Raw genomic sequence first — 15,189 nt, 5'->3', positions numbered from 1 at the left:
CACCCCCTGCTGGACCCCGGCGCGTGTCGCCTCTACTCTGCCCGCAAATTCGAATCCCAAAAGGCGTGGCATGAGCGACACCCAAGACAGCGGCTATCAGGTGCTGGCCCGGAAATACCGCCCCGAGACCTTTGCCGATCTCGTCGGGCAGGACGCGATGGTGCGCACGCTCAAGAACGCGTTCGAGGCCGACCGCATCGCGCAGGCCTTCATCATGACCGGCATCCGCGGCACGGGGAAGACGACCACCGCCCGGATCATCGCAAAGGGCATGAACTGCATCGGCCCGGATGGCGAGGGCGGCCCCACCACCGACCCGTGCGGCGAGTGCGAGCATTGCAAGGCAATCATGGAAGGCCGGCATGTCGACGTGCTGGAAATGGACGCGGCCTCGAATACCGGCGTCGGCAACATCCGCGAAATCATCGAAAGCGTGCACTACCGCGCGGCCTCGGCCCGCTACAAGGTCTACATCATCGACGAGGTTCACATGCTCTCCACGGGCGCGTTCAACGCGCTTCTGAAGACGCTCGAGGAACCCCCCGCGCACGTGAAGTTCATCTTCGCCACCACCGAGATCCGCAAGGTCCCGGTGACGGTCCTGTCGCGCTGCCAGCGCTTCGACCTGCGCCGGATCGAACCCGAGGTGATGCTCGACCTCCTGCGCCGCATCGCCGGCAACGAGAACGCACAAATCGCCGAGGACGCGCTCGCGCTCATCACCCGCGCCGCCGAAGGCTCGGCGCGGGACGCCACCTCGCTGCTCGATCAGGCCATCTCCCACGGCGCGGGCGAGACCACCGCCGAACAGGTCCGCGCCATGCTGGGCCTCGCCGACCGGGGCCGCGTCATGGACCTCTTCGATCTTGTGATGAAGGGCGACGCGGCCGGCGCCCTGACCGAGCTTTCGTCGCAATATGCCGAAGGCGCCGACCCGATGGCGGTGCTGCGCGACCTGGCCGAAGTCACCCACTGGGTCAGCGTGGTCAAGATCACGCCCGAGGCCGCAGAGGACCCCACCATCGGCCCCGACGAGCGCACCCGCGGCGGCCAGATGGCCGAGGCCCTGCCGATGCGCGTGCTCACCCGCATGTGGCAGATGCTTCTGAAGGCACTGGAGGAGGTCGCCGCCGCGCCCAACTCCATGATGGCGGCTGAGATGGCGATCATCCGCCTGACCCACGTCGCGGACCTGCCCTCGCCCGAGGACCTCGTGCGCCGGCTGCGCGACAATCCTCCCTCCGGGCCGCCCACCGGCCCCGCGCCCACACCTCCAAGCGGCGGCAACGGCGGCGAAACCCATGGCGCCCCCGCGTCCCAGTCCGGCGGATATGCCCCGACGCAAACCACTGGCGGCGGCAACGGTGGCGGCGTCACTGCGGTAGCGACGCAGGCCGATGCCTCCCTCGCGCATTACCCCACCTTCGACCACGTGGTCGAACTCATCCGCGCCCATCGCGACGTCAAGCTGCTGGTCGAGGTCGAGACCTCGCTGCGCCTCGCCGCCTACCAACCGGGCCGCATCGAATTCGTCCCCACGGAAAACGCCCCCCGCGATCTCGCGGCCCGTCTCGGCACCCGCCTGCAGACCTGGACCGGCAACCGCTGGGGCGTCACGGTCGTGAACGAAGGCGGGGGCGAGACCATCGCCGAGGTGCGCGACGCCGCCCGCAACGCGCTCGAGGCCGAGGCCCGCGAACACCCGCTGGTGCAAGCCGTCTTCGCCGCCTTCCCCGAGGCCCGCATCGACGATATCCGCACGCCCGAGGACATCGCCGCCGAGGCGCAGGCCGACGCGCTACCCGAAGTGGACGACGAATGGGACCCCTTCGAAGAGGATTGATCCTCTCCGCGCCCCTGATCCTGCCCGCCACCGCCCGCGCGCAGGAGGTCTGCGCCAAGGTCCGCCCCGACTGGGACGGCGCGCCCGTCCCGGCATGGGAAGAGGCGATCCTGCTCTTCGGCTCACCCGCCGCGCTGGCCCTGCTCCTTGCCTCCGCCCTCGTTCTGCGCTTTCGCAGCGCATGGGGCGCGCTGGCGGTCTTTGTCGGCTGGAGCCTCCTCGTCTCGGCCTTCACGATCTACGACCCCACAGGCGGCCAGCGCATCGCCGCAGCGCAGGAAGGCTGCATCGGATCCCCGGCACTCTTCGTCGCCATCGTCATGGCCATCGGCGTGGGCTTGTTGCTCTACACCGGCAAACCACGCGACGAGGACGCGAAGGGCTGACACCGAGCTGGCCGCGATCCGGCCCTCAAAATGCCCGATTCACGGGGTATGGCGGGGAAAAGGACCTTGTCATGAAAGTCGGATTCAACAGACTCTACCAAGAGCACCCGCAGATGCGCCGCTGCCACCGCTGCACCGGATCGGGACAGGCGCCCTGTCAGGTCTGCTTTGGCCACGGCACCACGCATCGGCGGCTCGACCGCGTCGGGAAACCCATTCATGATCGCTGCGACGGCTGCTTCGGACGCAAGACCACCCGCTGCGGGCTGTGCAATGGCGAAGGCTACATCGCGTAGGGTGGGTGAAAACCCACGCGCTCGCGCAAACCCATGGACAGGCCCCGCCCCGCCGTCCTAACCTGCGACCATGACCGATACTCCTGAACGCCGCTGGCACGACATGGGCGGACACTCCGCCGGCCCCATCCCGATGGAAAGCCACGACTTCGCCCTTTGGGAAAAACGCGTCGACGCCCTCATGGTGCTCTGCGGCGCCAAGGGTCTCTTCACCGTCGACGGCCTCAGGCGCGCGCTCGAGGACATGGGCGAGGACGCGTTCGAGAAATACTCCTATTACGACCGCTGGATAGCCGCCACGAACCAGAACCTGGTCGAGGCGGGCGTCTACAGCCTCGAGGAACTGGGCCAGCGCATGGAAGAAATCGCCAAACGCGGCCCAACCTATGGCGAGGCGCAGGAATGACGTCCGCAGGCACCAAGGTCCGCGTGAAGACGATGACCCCGCCGGGCCACATCCGCGCGCCCTTTTACCTGCGCGGCAAGACCGGAGAGATCGAGCGCATCCTCGGGCGCTTCAAGAACCCAGAGCAACTCGCCTACGGCCTGCCCGCAGCCGAAAAGACCCTCTACCGCGTCCGCTTTTCCATGGCCGAACTCTGGGGCGACGCCGCGGAAAACCCCACCGATACCTTGGATGCCGAAATCTACGACCATTGGCTGGAAGAGGCCTGACATGCCGCACGACCACCACGACCATGATCATCTCTCGCCTTCCGGCCACCCCTACCGGCAGGACAACGACGCCCCCCTCACCTATTTCCAGCGCATGGAAATCGCCGTACGCGAACTCCTGATCGAAAAGGGCCACCTCACACCGGCAGAGATCGCCACCCAGATCGACGCCATGGATGCCCGCTCCCCGGCCAACGGTGCCGCCGTGGTGGCCCGCGCCTGGACCGATCCGGAGTTCAAGGCGCGGCTCATGGACAATGCCGGCGATGCCACGCGCGAAATGGGCTTCGACATCGGGCCGCTGCACCTCGTGGCGGTCGAGAACACTGCCGACACCCACAACATGATCGTCTGCACGCTCTGTTCGTGCTACCCGCGCAACCTGCTGGGCCTGCCGCCCGACTGGTACAAGACCCGCGCCTACCGCTCCCGCGCGGTCCGCGAACCCCGCGCGGTGCTGCGCGAATTCGGCGTGGAGCTGCCCCAGACGACGCAAATCCGCGTCCACGACAGCACCGCCGACATGCGCTACATCGTGCTGCCCGCCCGGCCCGAAGGCACTGATGGCATGGACGCCGCCGCGCTGGCCAGACTGGTCACCCGCGACTCCATGATCGGCACCGGCCTGGCCCTCGTGCCCGAAAACACTTGAGGCAGCCCCGCCCCCGGCGTATCCCCTGCCCATGAGCAGCGAGCCCGAAAAAATCCCCCTCGGCGAACGCCTGACCGGCGCGGTCCTCGTGGCCCCCATCCGCATGGCCGGCCTTCTGCCCTACCGCTGGCGTGTGCCCTTCGCGGCGTGGCTGACCACGCGCATCCTGGCGCCGCTCGCGGGCTATCGCAATCGCGTGCGCGAAAACCTCGCCCTCGTTCGCCCCGACCTGTCGCGATCCGAAATCGAGACACTGGCCCGCCGCGTGCCCGACAACGCCGGGCGCAACATGATGGAGCTCTACTCGCCCGAGTTCCCCGACCACGCCCGCAAGTCGCCCGTCGTCGGCCCCGGCCTGCCCGATATCCGTGCCGCCCGCGACGCCGGCCGCCCGGTCATCTTCGTCACCGGCCATTTCGGCAGCTTCAATGCCGCGCGCATGGCGATGATGGAACAGGGTTTCAACATGGGCGTGTTCTACCGCCCCATGGCCAACCGGCCCTTCAATACGCATTACGTCCGCGCCATGGCCGCGCTCAGTGAACCGATGTTCGAACAGGGGCGCAAAGGCATGATGCAAATGGTCAAGCACCTGCGCTCGGGCGGCGTGCTGGCGATCCTGAACGACCTCAACGCCCATGACGGCGTGCCGCTCGACTTCTTCGGCAAGCCCGCACTGACGTCCCTCGCCACCGCCGAAATGGCGCTGAAATTCGACGCCCTGCTGGTCCCGGTCTGGGGGCTGCGCGATCCTGACGGCCTCCACTTCACCATCCACACAGAGACGCCCATCGCCCATTCCGACCCGGTTACAATGACGCGCGAATTCAATACCCGGCTGGAAGCGGCCGTGCGCGACAACATGGAACAATGGTTCTGGATTCACCGGCGCTGGAAAGATGGCACCGGCCCTATGGCCGAGCGCGGCGCCGACTACCTGCGCGAACTGGAAGAGAAAGCCTGATCCAAAGGTGCGGCTGCGCCGCGCTCTATTATTCGTCGAGGGGCCAGCCCCTCGAGCACCCCGGAGTATTGACCGAACAGTGAAGCCGATCACAGTTTCACTGTTCCCGAAATACTCCCGCCGGAGGCATGAAACTCTTTTCGCGCTCAGGTCCACTTCGCGAGCGGCGGCAGGCTCATCAGCACCGCATCGGCATCATGCCCCGTGGCCAGCCCGAACTTGGTGCCCCGGTCGTAGACAAGGTTGTATTCGGCATAAAGCCCGCGATGCACCAGCTGCGCCTCCTTGTCGGCGTCGCTCCAGTCCTGTGCGCGGCGCTTTTCCACCAGCGGCACGTAGGCTTTCAGGAAGGCCCGGCCGATATCCTGTGTCAGGGCGAAATCCGCCTCCCAGTCGCCGGTGTTGCGGTCATCCATGAAAATACCGCCCACGCCCCGCGCCCGGTGGCGGTGCGGGATATAGAAATACTCGTCCGCCCAGGCCTTCAGCGCCGGGTAGATATCTTCCCCGTGGGGATCCAGATGCGCCTTCTGCTGGTCGTGGAAATGCGTGGTGTCGTCGTCATACTCGATGCAAGGATTCAGGTCCGATCCGCCCCCGAACCACCACGCATGGGGCGTCCAGAACATCCGCGTGTTCATGTGCACCGCCGGCACATGCGGGTTCTGCATATGCGCCACCAGGCTGATTCCGCTCGCCCAGAAGCTGGGGTCGTCTTGCATCCCCGGCACGCCCCGCGCCGCCATCGCCTTCTGCGCCTGCTCTCCCAGCTGGCCGAACACTTCCGAGACGTTCACGCCCACCTTCTCGAACACGCGCCCGCCGCGCATCACGCTCATCAGCCCGCCGCCCGCGTCCGAACCGTCGTCGCTGGTGCGTTTGGTCGGCTTGACCTCGAACCGCCCCGGTTCCGCGTCCGACAGCGGGCCGTTTACTTGGCTGTCCTCCAGCGCCTCGAAGGCCGCGACGATCTCGTCGCGCAGCTGGTGAAACCACGTTGCTGCGCGGCTTTTCTGTTCGTTCATGTCTGTCATCGTACTTCCTTCAGCGGGCCCGCCCATCCGGGCGGACGAGCGCATTAGTGAGCCGGGGCCGACACCGGGTCAAGCAGCGACCGGCCGCCATCCACCGTCATGATCTGCCCGGTCATGAAGCTCGATCCGTCGCAGGCCAGGTACTGCACCGCCTCCGCCATCTCGTTCGGCGCCGCGATCCGCCCCAGTGGCGTATGCGCCTCGATATCTTCGCGAAAGTCCTTGTTGTCGCGCAACGTGTCCTTCAACGACGCGCTCATGACCGAGCCGAAAGCAACCGCGTTCACCCGGATCCGGTGCGGCGCCAGCGCCACGGCCAGGCTGCGGGTCATCTGGTCCACTGCCGCCGACGCGATGGAATAGCCCAGCAGGTCGGGATGCGTCCGCCGCCCGGCAATGGACGACAGGTTCACGATAGAGCCCACCGGGCCTTCCTCTTGCCCTTCCGCCTGCTTGATCATCCGTTTCGCCACCAGCTGGCTCAGCCGCAGCGCCGTCATCAGGTTCTGGTTCAGCAATTGCTCCACCGCGTCGTCATCGGGGTTCAGCGGGTCCGACGGCAGCAATTGCCGCCACGCGTTCACCAGAACGTCCACATCGTCAAAGGCGTCGATCGTCGCCGACAACAGGTTCGCCTGCGTCAGCTTTTCCCGCAGATCCCCCGCGAACCAGCGCTTGTTCGCGCCATCCTCGTTCTCGCCCAGCTCGTGCTTCAGAAGCTTCTCGTTCATGTCGGCGAACATCACGTTCGCCCCCTTGTCGACGAAATGCCGCCCGATGGCGAGGCCCACGCCGCTCGCCGCGCCGGTCACGATGACCGTCTTTCCCTGTATCGAAAAGGACATGGCTCGATCTCTCCCTGATGGCCCGTCGGACCTGTCTAGCGCAACTCAGCCGCGGGTGCGAGCCGGTCTTGCCGCCTGCACGATCTTGAACCGGTTGTCGCCGCCGATCTCGCGCACCTCACCGAACGCCGCCGAAAGATCGCCGTCATAGGGCAGATGCCGGTTGGCGACCATGAAAAGCTGCCCACGCGGCGACAGCATCCGCGCCGCGGACCGAATGAAGGCGCGCCCAAGACCCGGGTCGCTCGACCGTCCGATATGAAACGGCGGGTTCATTACCACCGCATCCACCGGCCCCGGCGCGGCCCAGGTCAGCGCATCGGCCCAGTGGAACGCGGCGCGAGCGTCGCTAACGTTCTGGCGCGCACAGTCCAGCGCGACATGATCCGCCTCGACAAGGTGCAGCGCCTGCACGCTCTCGCGGCGCAGTACGTGATGCGCCAGGTACCCCCAGCCCGCGCCGAGATCGACGACCTGCGCGCCCAGCTTCTCTGGCAGGGCGTCGGCCAAAAGGCGCGAGGCCGGGTCTACCCCGTCCGCCGAGAAAACCCCCGGCGCGGTGACGAAGGTTTTGCCATCCTCCTCCACCGTCATGTGCTCGGCCAGCGCCCAGTCGGAAAAGTCAGACCCGGCGTCGATGGTGAACAGCTTGCCATGCGCCTTCGACAGCGGCGCCGACACCTCGGCCCGGCCGCGGCAGGCTTTCAGGATCGATTCGATCCCGTCCGTCTTTGCCCCGTCGACCACGACGATCCCGTCGCTGACGCTGGCGGCCTCCGCGATCAACCCCTGGCACAACGCCTTCGCGCGCGTGGCAAAGACCACCGCCGCACCGTACCGCCCCTCGGCCTCCAGCACACAGTCCCATCCGGCGGCCTGGAACGCCTCCCAATCGGGTCGGAATCGGGTGATGATCTGCGTGCGGTCCTTGGGCAACGACGACAGGTCCGCCCCCGTGCGCGGCGCAAATACAGCCACCCGCGCGACCTCGGGCCACGCGATGGTGCCATCCTCCACGGCCAGCGACAGGCGCGATGCCGTGCTCACCTTATTCCTTTTCCATGGTGCATTGCAGCGGATGCTGGTGGCGCCGGGCGAAATCCATCACCTGCCCCACCTTGGTCTCCGCGATCTCGTGGCTGAAGACGCCGACCACCGCGACACCTTTCTTGTGCACGGTCAGCATGATCTCGAACGCCTGCGCATGGTTCATGCCGAAGAACCGTTCCAGCACTGCCACGACGAATTCCATCGGGGTATAATCGTCGTTCAGCAGCAACACCTTGTAAAGCGGTGGCCGCTTGGTCTTGGGCTTGGTATCGACCACCACGGCGGCATCGCCGTCGCCGTCATCGTCCTTGCCCGACATGATCACCTGATGCTGCATCAATCCCCGTTGCGCGTATGGCGTTTCGTGAGCGGGTTATATAACTTCCCGAGTGCGTCTGAAAAGGGGGCGCATCCTGGACAAGGGTCGCAATGTCGCAAATTCTCACGACAATCGCATTCGATGCCGATGACACGCTCTGGCACAACGAACGCTTCTTCAAGCTGACCCAGGACAGATTCGCCGATCTCCTGCGCGATTACGTCGACGGACACCACCTGGCAGAGCACCTGCTGGCCGCCGAAAAACGCAATCTCGGGCATTACGGATTCGGGATCAAGGGCTTTACCCTGTCGATGATCGAAACCGCCATCGACGTTACCGACGGCCGCGTGCCCGCTTCGGTCATCTCCGAACTGATCGCTGCGGGCCGCGAGATGCTGGAACACCCCATCGAGCTTTTGCCCCACGCCCGAGACGCCGTCGAGGCGGTGGCCGGCACCCACCGCGTGCTTCTTGTTACAAAGGGCGATCTTCTCGACCAGGAGCGCAAGCTGGCCCAGTCCGGCCTGGGCGACCTTTTCGACGCGGTCGAGATCGTGTCGGACAAGACACCTCAGGTTTACACCCGCATCTTCGACCGCCACGGCGACGGCGCGGCCCGTGCGCTGATGGCCGGCAATTCCCTGCGTTCGGACGTGAACCCGGTGATCGCGGCGGGCGGCTGGGGCGTGCACGTCCCCCACGACCTGACCTGGGGCTACGAGGTGGACGACGCGCCCGAAGATGCCACGCGGTTCCGAAAGGTGAAAAACCTGGGAGAGTTGCCCGCGCTGGTACAGGAAATCGGCTGACAGCCGCGCGATATCAATTCGCAAATGTAGGGTGGGTGAAACCCACGCGTGCCTCGGTCGACGCTTCCCGCGTAGTGTGGGTGAAAACCCACCACACCCCAACGGTCAAATCTATTCCAGAACCGCCGCCGCCTCGATCAACCCGGCGCCGCCCTTGTTCTGCAACAGCACCGCCACCGGCGCATCGCCCCCGGCCTCTGCCTCGACGCGCAACGGCGCGGCCCCGTCCCAATCGCCCAGGCTCCGCATCTCGGTCACCACGTTGGCATAGCTGATCGTCCGGCCCGCGTTCTCGCCGCGCTTGATATGCACAGTGCTTTCGGGCCTGTAGCGCACCAGTTGCACCGTAAGCGGTCCATCAAGCTCCACCAGGCGTTCCGCCTGCACCACGACCGTCTCGCCCTGCCGCATCAGGTCCAGGTCCACCGTGCGCGGCAGCCGCCGGTGCCGGTCGATCACGTCCACCACGTCCATCGCCCGATTGCCCACCACGTCATCGGCCCCGTTGACCACCATCTGCGGGGTATAAACCACCCGCCGATCCGCCGCCTTGGCATAGGCCCGCTGGCGCTTGGTGTACGCCGGGTTCGCGAAACTGTCCTTCCAGCCGATGTAATCCCAGTAATCCACGTGCAGCGACAGCGCGATCACGCCCTCATGCCCCGCCAGCTTGTGAAAGAACTTGTCCGCCGCCGGGCACGAGGAACAGCCCTGGCTGGTGAACAGCTCCACCACCACGGGGCGGTCCGCCGCCTGCGCCATCGCCAGCGCCGGTGCCGCGAAAAACAGCACTACGGCCGCAAGCCCCGTGATCAGTCTGCTGATTTTCATGCCTGGCGCTCTACCTGTTTGTTCGTGACGTCGCTTCTGAGTATTCATCACGGCATGAAACTGCCAATCAAGGTTTCGAGAGAGTCGCGTGAAAACTGTAACATTCACAAATTGTGTGCAATAGTATACAATAAACGCCAAACCCCTCTTGAACGACTCTCAGGTTTGGGTCAGAAGCAAGCCAGACAATCCTGCCTTCATACGTGAAAGGATATCCACCAATGCCCATTACAGTCGGCCACGACTCCTCCAAGACCCGCAAGACGCTGAAGGTCGGTGACACCTCCGTCGCCTACTATTCCATCGCCGCCGCCGAAGAGGCGGGCCTGGGCGATTTCTCCAAGCTGCCCGCCGCGCTAAAGGTGGTGCTGGAAAACATGCTGCGCTTCGAGGACGGCAAAACCGTCACCACCGATGACATCAAGGCCTTCTCCGACTGGGCCAAGGACGGCGGCAAGGGCACCAAGGAACTCGCCTACCGCCCCGCCCGCGTGCTGATGCAGGACTTTACCGGCGTGCCCGCCGTGGTGGACCTCGCGGCAATGCGTGACGGGATCAAGGAACTGGGCGGCGACGCGCAAAAGATCAACCCGCTCAACCCCGTCGACCTGGTGATCGACCACTCGGTCATGATCGACGAATTCGGCAACCCCCGCGCCTTCCAGATGAACGTTGACCGTGAATACGAGCGGAACATGGAACGCTACCAGTTCCTGAAATGGGGCCAGGGGGCGTTCAACAACTTCCGCGTGGTGCCGCCGGGCACCGGCATCTGTCACCAGGTGAACCTCGAATACCTCGCCCAGACGGTCTGGACCGACCAGGACCAGAACGGCGAAACCGTCGCCTATCCCGACACCCTCGTGGGCACCGACAGTCACACTACCATGGTCAACGGCGCATCCGTTCTCGGTTGGGGCGTCGGCGGGATCGAGGCCGAGGCGGCCATGCTGGGCCAGCCCATCTCGATGCTCATCCCCGAAGTCGTCGGGTTCGAGCTTTCCGGCAAGATGGTCGAAGGCACCACCGGCACCGACCTCGTGCTGAAGGTCGTGGAAATGCTGCGCGAGAAAGGCGTCGTCGGCAAGTTCGTCGAGTTCTACGGCGACGGGCTCGACACCCTGCCGCTGGCCGACCGCGCCACCATCGCCAACATGGCCCCCGAATACGGCGCCACCTGCGGCTTCTTCCCGATCGACGACGAGACCCTGCGCTACCTGCGCCAGACGGGCCGCGACGAGGACCGCATCGCGCTGGTCGAAACCTACGCCAAGGAAAACGGCTTCTGGCGCGGATCGGATTACAACCCGGTCTACACCGACACGCTGCATCTCGACATGGGCACGATCGTGCCCGCCATCTCCGGCCCCAAGCGCCCGCAGGACTACATCGCGCTCGACAAGGCCGCGACCGCCTTTCACGCCTACGTCAAGGGCATCCGCGAAGGCAAGGATGCCAGTGCCGACACCGAGGCCCGCTGGGAAGGTGAAGGCGGCGCACCCGAGCCGCGCGATATCCCCGGAAACGAAGGCCACCACAAGAAAGGCTGGTACACCGACGAGGCGGGCCACAAGCACCAGCTGCACGACGGCTCGGTGGTGATCGCCTCGATCACGTCCTGTACCAACACCTCCAACCCCTACGTGATGATCGGCGCCGGCCTCGTGGCCCGCAAGGCGCACGAGCTTGGCCTGACGCGCAAGCCCTGGGTCAAGACCTCGCTCGCGCCGGGCTCTCAGGTGGTGTCGCACTATCTGGAAGCCGCCGAGCTTCAGGATGATCTCGACGCCATCGGCTTCAACCTCGTTGGCTACGGCTGCACCACCTGCATCGGCAACTCCGGCCCTCTGGCCGAACCGATCTCGAAATGCATCAACGACAGCGACCTGATCGGCGTCTCGGTGCTGTCGGGCAACCGCAACTTCGAGGGCCGCATCTCGCCCGACGTGCGCGCCAACTACCTCGCCTCGCCGCCGCTGGTCGTGGCCTATGCGCTGGTGGGCGACATGAATGTCGACATCGCCAACGACCCGCTGGGCCAGGACAAGAACGGCAACGACGTCTACCTCAAGGACATCTGGCCGTCGCAAAGCGAAATCGCCGAGCTGGTCGAAAAGACCGTCACGCGCGAGGCGTTCCAGTCCAAGTATGCCGACGTCTTCAAGGGCGACGAGAAATGGCAGCAGGTCGAGACCTCAGACGCCGAAACATACGACTGGCCGCCGCAATCGACCTACGTCCAGAACCCGCCCTACTTCCAGGGCATGAGCAAGGACCCGGGCACGATTTCCAATATCGAGGGCGCCCGCGTTCTGGCGCTTCTGGGCGACATGGTCACGACCGACCACATCTCGCCCGCTGGGTCCTTCAAGGAAACCACCCCGGCCGGCGAGTACCTGCGCGAACGGCAGGTTCCGGTGCGCGAGTTCAACTCCTACGGCTCGCGTCGCGGCAACCACGAGGTGATGATGCGCGGCACCTTCGCCAACATCCGTATCAAGAACGAGATGCTGGACGGCGTCGAAGGCGGCTACACCAAGGGCCCCGACGGCGAACAGACCTCGATCTTCGACGCCGCAATGGCCTACCAGGAGCAAGGCACGCCGCTGGTGATCTTCGGCGGCGAACAATACGGCGCGGGCTCCTCGCGCGACTGGGCCGCCAAGGGCACCGCACTTCTGGGCGTCAAGGCCGTCATCGCCGAGAACTTCGAGCGTATCCACCGTTCGAACCTCGTCGGGATGGGCGTCATCCCGTTCGAGTTCACCGGCGGCGACACCCGCAAGACGCTGGAGCTGACCGGCGAGGAAGAGGTCTCGATCCACGGCCTCGACGACATCAAGCCGCAGGCCGAGGTGCCCTGCACGATCACCTACAAGGATGGCACGACGAAAGAGATCACTCTCAAGTGCCGGATCGATACGGCGATCGAGATCGAATACGTCGAACACGGCGGCGTGCTGCACTATGTGCTGCGCAACCTGGCACAGGCGCCGATGGCGGCAGAGTAACGCCCCCTCCGGTCCGCATCTAACCACATCGCAGAAAGGCCCCCGAAGCTTGATCCGGGGGCCTTTTTGTATGCCTAGACGATCATGCGACGGCCGCCTCTGCGCCAAGGGGTCCCGCCACCGCTCCAGGCTTGGCGGGACACCGTTGGGACGCCCCACTGGAACGCGTCTTTTCGGGGCTAACGGACCACCAGGCTTTGCCCATGACCCAGCATCGTCAGTTGCAGAAGTCACACCTCTCCGAAGTATTTTTGTTTTGCCGGTCGACATTGGCCGATCAGCTTTGCAAGCATTCCATTTCAACCGGTCTGCGCGAAAATGTTTCGATGACCCCAGGCAAAAAAAAGGCGCCACATGGCAACTTATGAGATTTCAGGCTTCGCGTCCTACCAGGTGAACACCACGAACACCGACACGTTCTTCGAGGGGACCACGGTGCAAAACTTCACCTTCGACGACGGGAATGGTGCGGGCGACATGTTCTTTTCGGAGAACGAAATCGTCGCCACGGTCTCGGGCGAGCAACTGCCATATCTGGGCACCCTGAACGTGGACATGGTCGGAGGCGGCACGATGGAACTGGCCCTGGTTCAAGGTGCGGCCAGCTTTGTGGATCCGAACATCATTCAGGTGCTGATCGTTGTTCCGGACTATCTCTCTGTGTCGGACTTCAATTTCCCGCAACCGATCGTCTACGACTCGCGCTCCACGGACGATTTTGCCACCTGCTTTGCCGCGGGCACGCTGATCGCCACCCCTGACGGAGAAACCGCGGTAGAAGCGCTGTGCGCCGGCGACCTTGTGACCACGGCAAAGGGCCGCGCGGTGCCGGTCAAATGGATCGGACGACAGACCCGTTTGCCGTTCTTCTCTGGTGCGGCCGCCGCACCTGTGCGCATCAAAGCGGGCGCTTTGGGCGACGGGCTGCCGCACAACGACCTGACCGTCACGGGCGACCACGGCATGATCCTTGATGGCTTGGTGATCAATGCTTCGGCGCTGGTGAACGGCACCACCATCGACTGGGTTCCGATGACGGACCTGCCGGACCGCGTCACCTACTACCATATCGAAACGGAAGAGCATGACGTGATCGTCGCCAATGGTGCAGCGGCTGAGACGTTCATCGATTATGTCAGCCGTCAGAAGTTCGACAACTACGCCGAGTATGTCGACCTCTTTGGCGATGACCGCACCATCGTCGAGATGCCCCTGCCCCGCATCAGCGCCGCGCGCCTGGTGCCGCAAAGCATACGGGACCGTTTGAACATCCATGCCCAGACATTTCCCATCGCGCAGGCCTCCTAGGGCCTGTGCGTCACGCGAGATGTGCCGCGTACCGGCCGTCGCAAATCTGTGCCCCGCTCCATGCTAGGTGCCCGACCGGACACCCCCTTTATCCAAATGATTGAAAAAATTCAAAATAGTATTGGAAATAACAAAGCGCGCCTTTAACAATCGAACTGTACTTTAATGAGGGGAATTTGTTTTGGCACGTGACTATTACATCGAAAGCTTGATTTCCTACCACGGGGACGGAGGGCGGGTCGTAGTAACCGACAACCCTACGGTTTACGGCAGCTCGGCAACCGACGACGGGTTTTGGAACTTGGGCGATCCCCTCATTGACGGCGCCCCGAATGTAACTTTTGCCGGCCATTATTTCGAAGGCGGTGATTTGTTCCTGGTTTTTGATAATCCCAATTTTGGCGCTGGTGGACATACCATCGTGTCCCCCACTGCCGCGACAACGTCGTCCGGGTATCCCACGAACTATGCCTCCGACCCCCCTCCGACGCTTGTCACCACGCCCTTGGCCACCTGCTTTGCCGCAGGCACGTTGATCACGACGCCGGTTGGCAGCACAGCCGTCGAAGACCTTCGCAACGGTGACCCAATTCTGACCGCCAGCGGCGATACGGTGCGCGTCAAATGGATCGGGCGTCAGACCTTGCACCGGCTTAGCCACGGCCATCACATGCAACCCGTCCGCATCCGCGCCGGTGCCTTGGGCGATGGCCTGCCCCATACGGACCTGACCACGACCGCCGAGCATGGCATGATCCTTGACGGATGCGTGATCAACGCTGGTGCACTGGTGAACGGCGCGACGATTGACTGGGTACCCCTGTCCGAGTTGCCCGACAGTTTCATCGTCTACCACGTGGAGACCGAGAACCACGACGTGATCCTCGCCAATGGCGCCGCCGCCGAGACGTTCATCGACTATGTCGGGCGGCAGGCCTTCGACAATTACGCCGAGTATGTCGACCTCTTCGGCGATGACCGCACCATCGTCGAGATGCCCCTGCCCCGCATCAGCGCCGCGCGCCTGGTGCCGCAAAGCATCCGGATGCGGCTGGATGGCAGAGCGAGGCAGGCCGCTTGACGATGAAGCCGGCACGTGTCGCGGAATGGTCTGCGAAAACATGCAAAAGTCATGTGTATCGAAGGTTTCTGGCATTGACGAA

The 15,189-nt window shown here is 64.4% G+C and carries 16 protein-coding genes; 11 read left to right on the top strand and 5 right to left on the bottom strand.

Annotated elements, in window-relative coordinates; genetic code table 11:
- Positions 1 to 70: 70 nt before the first annotated feature.
- From C2I35_RS11090 to C2I35_RS11060, 7 genes are all read left to right on the top strand, one after another.
- Entirely contained in the window at positions 71 to 1,843 is a 1,773-nt protein-coding gene (locus tag C2I35_RS11090; RefSeq protein ID WP_103763117.1) for a DNA polymerase III subunit gamma/tau, read from the top strand.
- Positions 1,819 to 2,229, top strand: a complete 411-nt coding sequence (locus C2I35_RS11085; protein WP_146050015.1) for a hypothetical protein — start codon at positions 1,819 to 1,821, stop codon at positions 2,227 to 2,229. The genes C2I35_RS11090 and C2I35_RS11085 overlap by 25 nt, the downstream gene beginning before the upstream one ends.
- Before the next feature lie 71 nt (positions 2,230 to 2,300).
- A complete protein-coding gene (locus C2I35_RS11080; protein ID WP_103763115.1) occupies positions 2,301 to 2,525 on the top strand; it encodes a hypothetical protein in 225 nt (74 codons plus the stop codon).
- 70 nt (positions 2,526 to 2,595) lie between these two features.
- Positions 2,596 to 2,931, top strand: coding sequence for an SH3-like domain-containing protein (locus C2I35_RS22620; protein ID WP_281255060.1), 336 nt, complete (start codon positions 2,596 to 2,598; stop codon positions 2,929 to 2,931).
- The gene (locus C2I35_RS22615; protein WP_103763114.1) at positions 2,928 to 3,200 is read left to right on the top strand and encodes an SH3-like domain-containing protein; all 273 of its coding nucleotides are present in this window, start codon (positions 2,928 to 2,930) and stop codon (positions 3,198 to 3,200) included. The genes C2I35_RS22620 and C2I35_RS22615 overlap by 4 nt, the downstream gene beginning before the upstream one ends.
- Position 3,201: 1 nt before the next feature.
- Positions 3,202 to 3,852 carry a nitrile hydratase subunit alpha gene (gene nthA, locus C2I35_RS11065; RefSeq protein WP_103763113.1) on the top strand — a complete coding sequence of 217 codons (651 nt, stop codon included), beginning with the start codon at positions 3,202 to 3,204 and terminating at the stop codon, positions 3,850 to 3,852.
- 31 nt (positions 3,853 to 3,883) lie between these two features.
- Entirely contained in the window at positions 3,884 to 4,816 is a 933-nt protein-coding gene (locus tag C2I35_RS11060; RefSeq protein WP_103763112.1) for a lysophospholipid acyltransferase family protein, read from the top strand.
- 146 nt (positions 4,817 to 4,962) lie between these two features.
- On the opposite strand, the gene hemF is transcribed toward C2I35_RS11060, so the two are convergent.
- Genes hemF through clpS form a run of 4 tightly spaced genes read right to left on the bottom strand, consistent with a single transcriptional unit; the run spans position 4,963 to position 8,082 of the window.
- Positions 4,963 to 5,850 carry an oxygen-dependent coproporphyrinogen oxidase gene (hemF, locus tag C2I35_RS11055; RefSeq protein WP_103763430.1) on the bottom strand — a complete coding sequence of 296 codons (888 nt, stop codon included), beginning with the start codon at positions 5,848 to 5,850 and terminating at the stop codon, positions 4,963 to 4,965.
- Between the two features lie 44 nt (positions 5,851 to 5,894).
- On the bottom strand, positions 5,895 to 6,695 hold the full coding sequence (locus C2I35_RS11050; RefSeq protein ID WP_103763111.1) for an SDR family NAD(P)-dependent oxidoreductase: 801 nt from the start codon (positions 6,693 to 6,695) through the stop codon (positions 5,895 to 5,897).
- 45 nt (positions 6,696 to 6,740) lie between these two features.
- Positions 6,741 to 7,742 carry a class I SAM-dependent methyltransferase gene (locus C2I35_RS11045; RefSeq protein WP_103763110.1) on the bottom strand — a complete coding sequence of 334 codons (1,002 nt, stop codon included), beginning with the start codon at positions 7,740 to 7,742 and terminating at the stop codon, positions 6,741 to 6,743.
- A 1-nt stretch (position 7,743) separates the two neighbouring features.
- Complete coding sequence (gene clpS / locus C2I35_RS11040) at positions 7,744 to 8,082, bottom strand: ATP-dependent Clp protease adapter ClpS (RefSeq protein ID WP_103763109.1); 339 nt, start codon at positions 8,080 to 8,082, stop codon at positions 7,744 to 7,746.
- Positions 8,083 to 8,174: 92 nt separating this feature from the next.
- On the opposite strand from clpS, the gene C2I35_RS11035 reads away from it, so the two are divergent.
- The gene (locus C2I35_RS11035; protein ID WP_103763108.1) at positions 8,175 to 8,876 is read left to right on the top strand and encodes an HAD family hydrolase; all 702 of its coding nucleotides are present in this window, start codon (positions 8,175 to 8,177) and stop codon (positions 8,874 to 8,876) included.
- A gap of 111 nt (positions 8,877 to 8,987) precedes the next feature.
- Here the strand turns inward: C2I35_RS11035 and C2I35_RS11030 are convergent, their stop codons facing one another.
- Complete coding sequence (locus tag C2I35_RS11030; RefSeq protein WP_103763107.1) at positions 8,988 to 9,707, bottom strand: DUF1223 domain-containing protein; 720 nt, start codon at positions 9,705 to 9,707, stop codon at positions 8,988 to 8,990.
- Positions 9,708 to 9,928: 221 nt separating this feature from the next.
- Between C2I35_RS11030 and acnA the strand changes: the two genes are divergently transcribed.
- The 3 genes from acnA (at position 9,929) to C2I35_RS11015 (ending at position 15,107) form a co-directional block, all read left to right on the top strand.
- On the top strand, positions 9,929 to 12,718 hold the full coding sequence (gene acnA / locus C2I35_RS11025; RefSeq protein WP_103763106.1) for an aconitate hydratase AcnA: 2,790 nt from the start codon (positions 9,929 to 9,931) through the stop codon (positions 12,716 to 12,718).
- Between the two features lie 354 nt (positions 12,719 to 13,072).
- The gene (locus tag C2I35_RS11020; protein WP_245890470.1) at positions 13,073 to 14,026 is read left to right on the top strand and encodes a Hint domain-containing protein; all 954 of its coding nucleotides are present in this window, start codon (positions 13,073 to 13,075) and stop codon (positions 14,024 to 14,026) included.
- A gap of 421 nt (positions 14,027 to 14,447) precedes the next feature.
- Complete coding sequence (locus C2I35_RS11015; RefSeq protein ID WP_245890469.1) at positions 14,448 to 15,107, top strand: Hint domain-containing protein; 660 nt, start codon at positions 14,448 to 14,450, stop codon at positions 15,105 to 15,107.
- Positions 15,108 to 15,189 lie beyond the last annotated feature (82 nt).

It is taken from the genome of Roseovarius confluentis (assembly GCF_002917925.1).
Taxonomy (GTDB): Bacteria; Pseudomonadota; Alphaproteobacteria; order Rhodobacterales; family Rhodobacteraceae; genus Roseovarius; species Roseovarius confluentis.
Note: the sequence above shows the minus strand (reverse complement) of the source record. Positions and strands in the feature narration are given on the sequence as shown.

What these genes read in the sequence shown, in the direction of transcription:
- C2I35_RS11085 (WP_146050015.1), top strand. Translation starts at nt 1,819, where the DNA reads ATGGGACCCCTTCGAAGAGGATTGATCCTCTCCGCGCCCCTGATCCTG.
- C2I35_RS11080 (WP_103763115.1), top strand. Translation starts at nt 2,301, where the DNA reads ATGAAAGTCGGATTCAACAGACTCTACCAAGAGCACCCGCAGATGCGC.
- C2I35_RS11050 (WP_103763111.1), bottom strand. Translation starts at nt 6,695, where the DNA reads ATGTCCTTTTCGATACAGGGAAAGACGGTCATCGTGACCGGCGCGGCG.
- C2I35_RS22615 (WP_103763114.1), top strand. Translation starts at nt 2,928, where the DNA reads ATGACGTCCGCAGGCACCAAGGTCCGCGTGAAGACGATGACCCCGCCG.
- acnA (WP_103763106.1), top strand. Translation starts at nt 9,929, where the DNA reads ATGCCCATTACAGTCGGCCACGACTCCTCCAAGACCCGCAAGACGCTG.
- C2I35_RS11035 (WP_103763108.1), top strand. Translation starts at nt 8,175, where the DNA reads ATGTCGCAAATTCTCACGACAATCGCATTCGATGCCGATGACACGCTC.
- nthA (WP_103763113.1), top strand. Translation starts at nt 3,202, where the DNA reads ATGCCGCACGACCACCACGACCATGATCATCTCTCGCCTTCCGGCCAC.
- C2I35_RS22620 (WP_281255060.1), top strand. Translation starts at nt 2,596, where the DNA reads ATGACCGATACTCCTGAACGCCGCTGGCACGACATGGGCGGACACTCC.
- clpS (WP_103763109.1), bottom strand. Translation starts at nt 8,082, where the DNA reads ATGCAGCATCAGGTGATCATGTCGGGCAAGGACGATGACGGCGACGGC.
- hemF (WP_103763430.1), bottom strand. Translation starts at nt 5,850, where the DNA reads ATGACAGACATGAACGAACAGAAAAGCCGCGCAGCAACGTGGTTTCAC.
- C2I35_RS11030 (WP_103763107.1), bottom strand. Translation starts at nt 9,707, where the DNA reads ATGAAAATCAGCAGACTGATCACGGGGCTTGCGGCCGTAGTGCTGTTT.
- C2I35_RS11090 (WP_103763117.1), top strand. Translation starts at nt 71, where the DNA reads ATGAGCGACACCCAAGACAGCGGCTATCAGGTGCTGGCCCGGAAATAC.
- C2I35_RS11020 (WP_245890470.1), top strand. Translation starts at nt 13,073, where the DNA reads ATGGCAACTTATGAGATTTCAGGCTTCGCGTCCTACCAGGTGAACACC.
- C2I35_RS11060 (WP_103763112.1), top strand. Translation starts at nt 3,884, where the DNA reads ATGAGCAGCGAGCCCGAAAAAATCCCCCTCGGCGAACGCCTGACCGGC.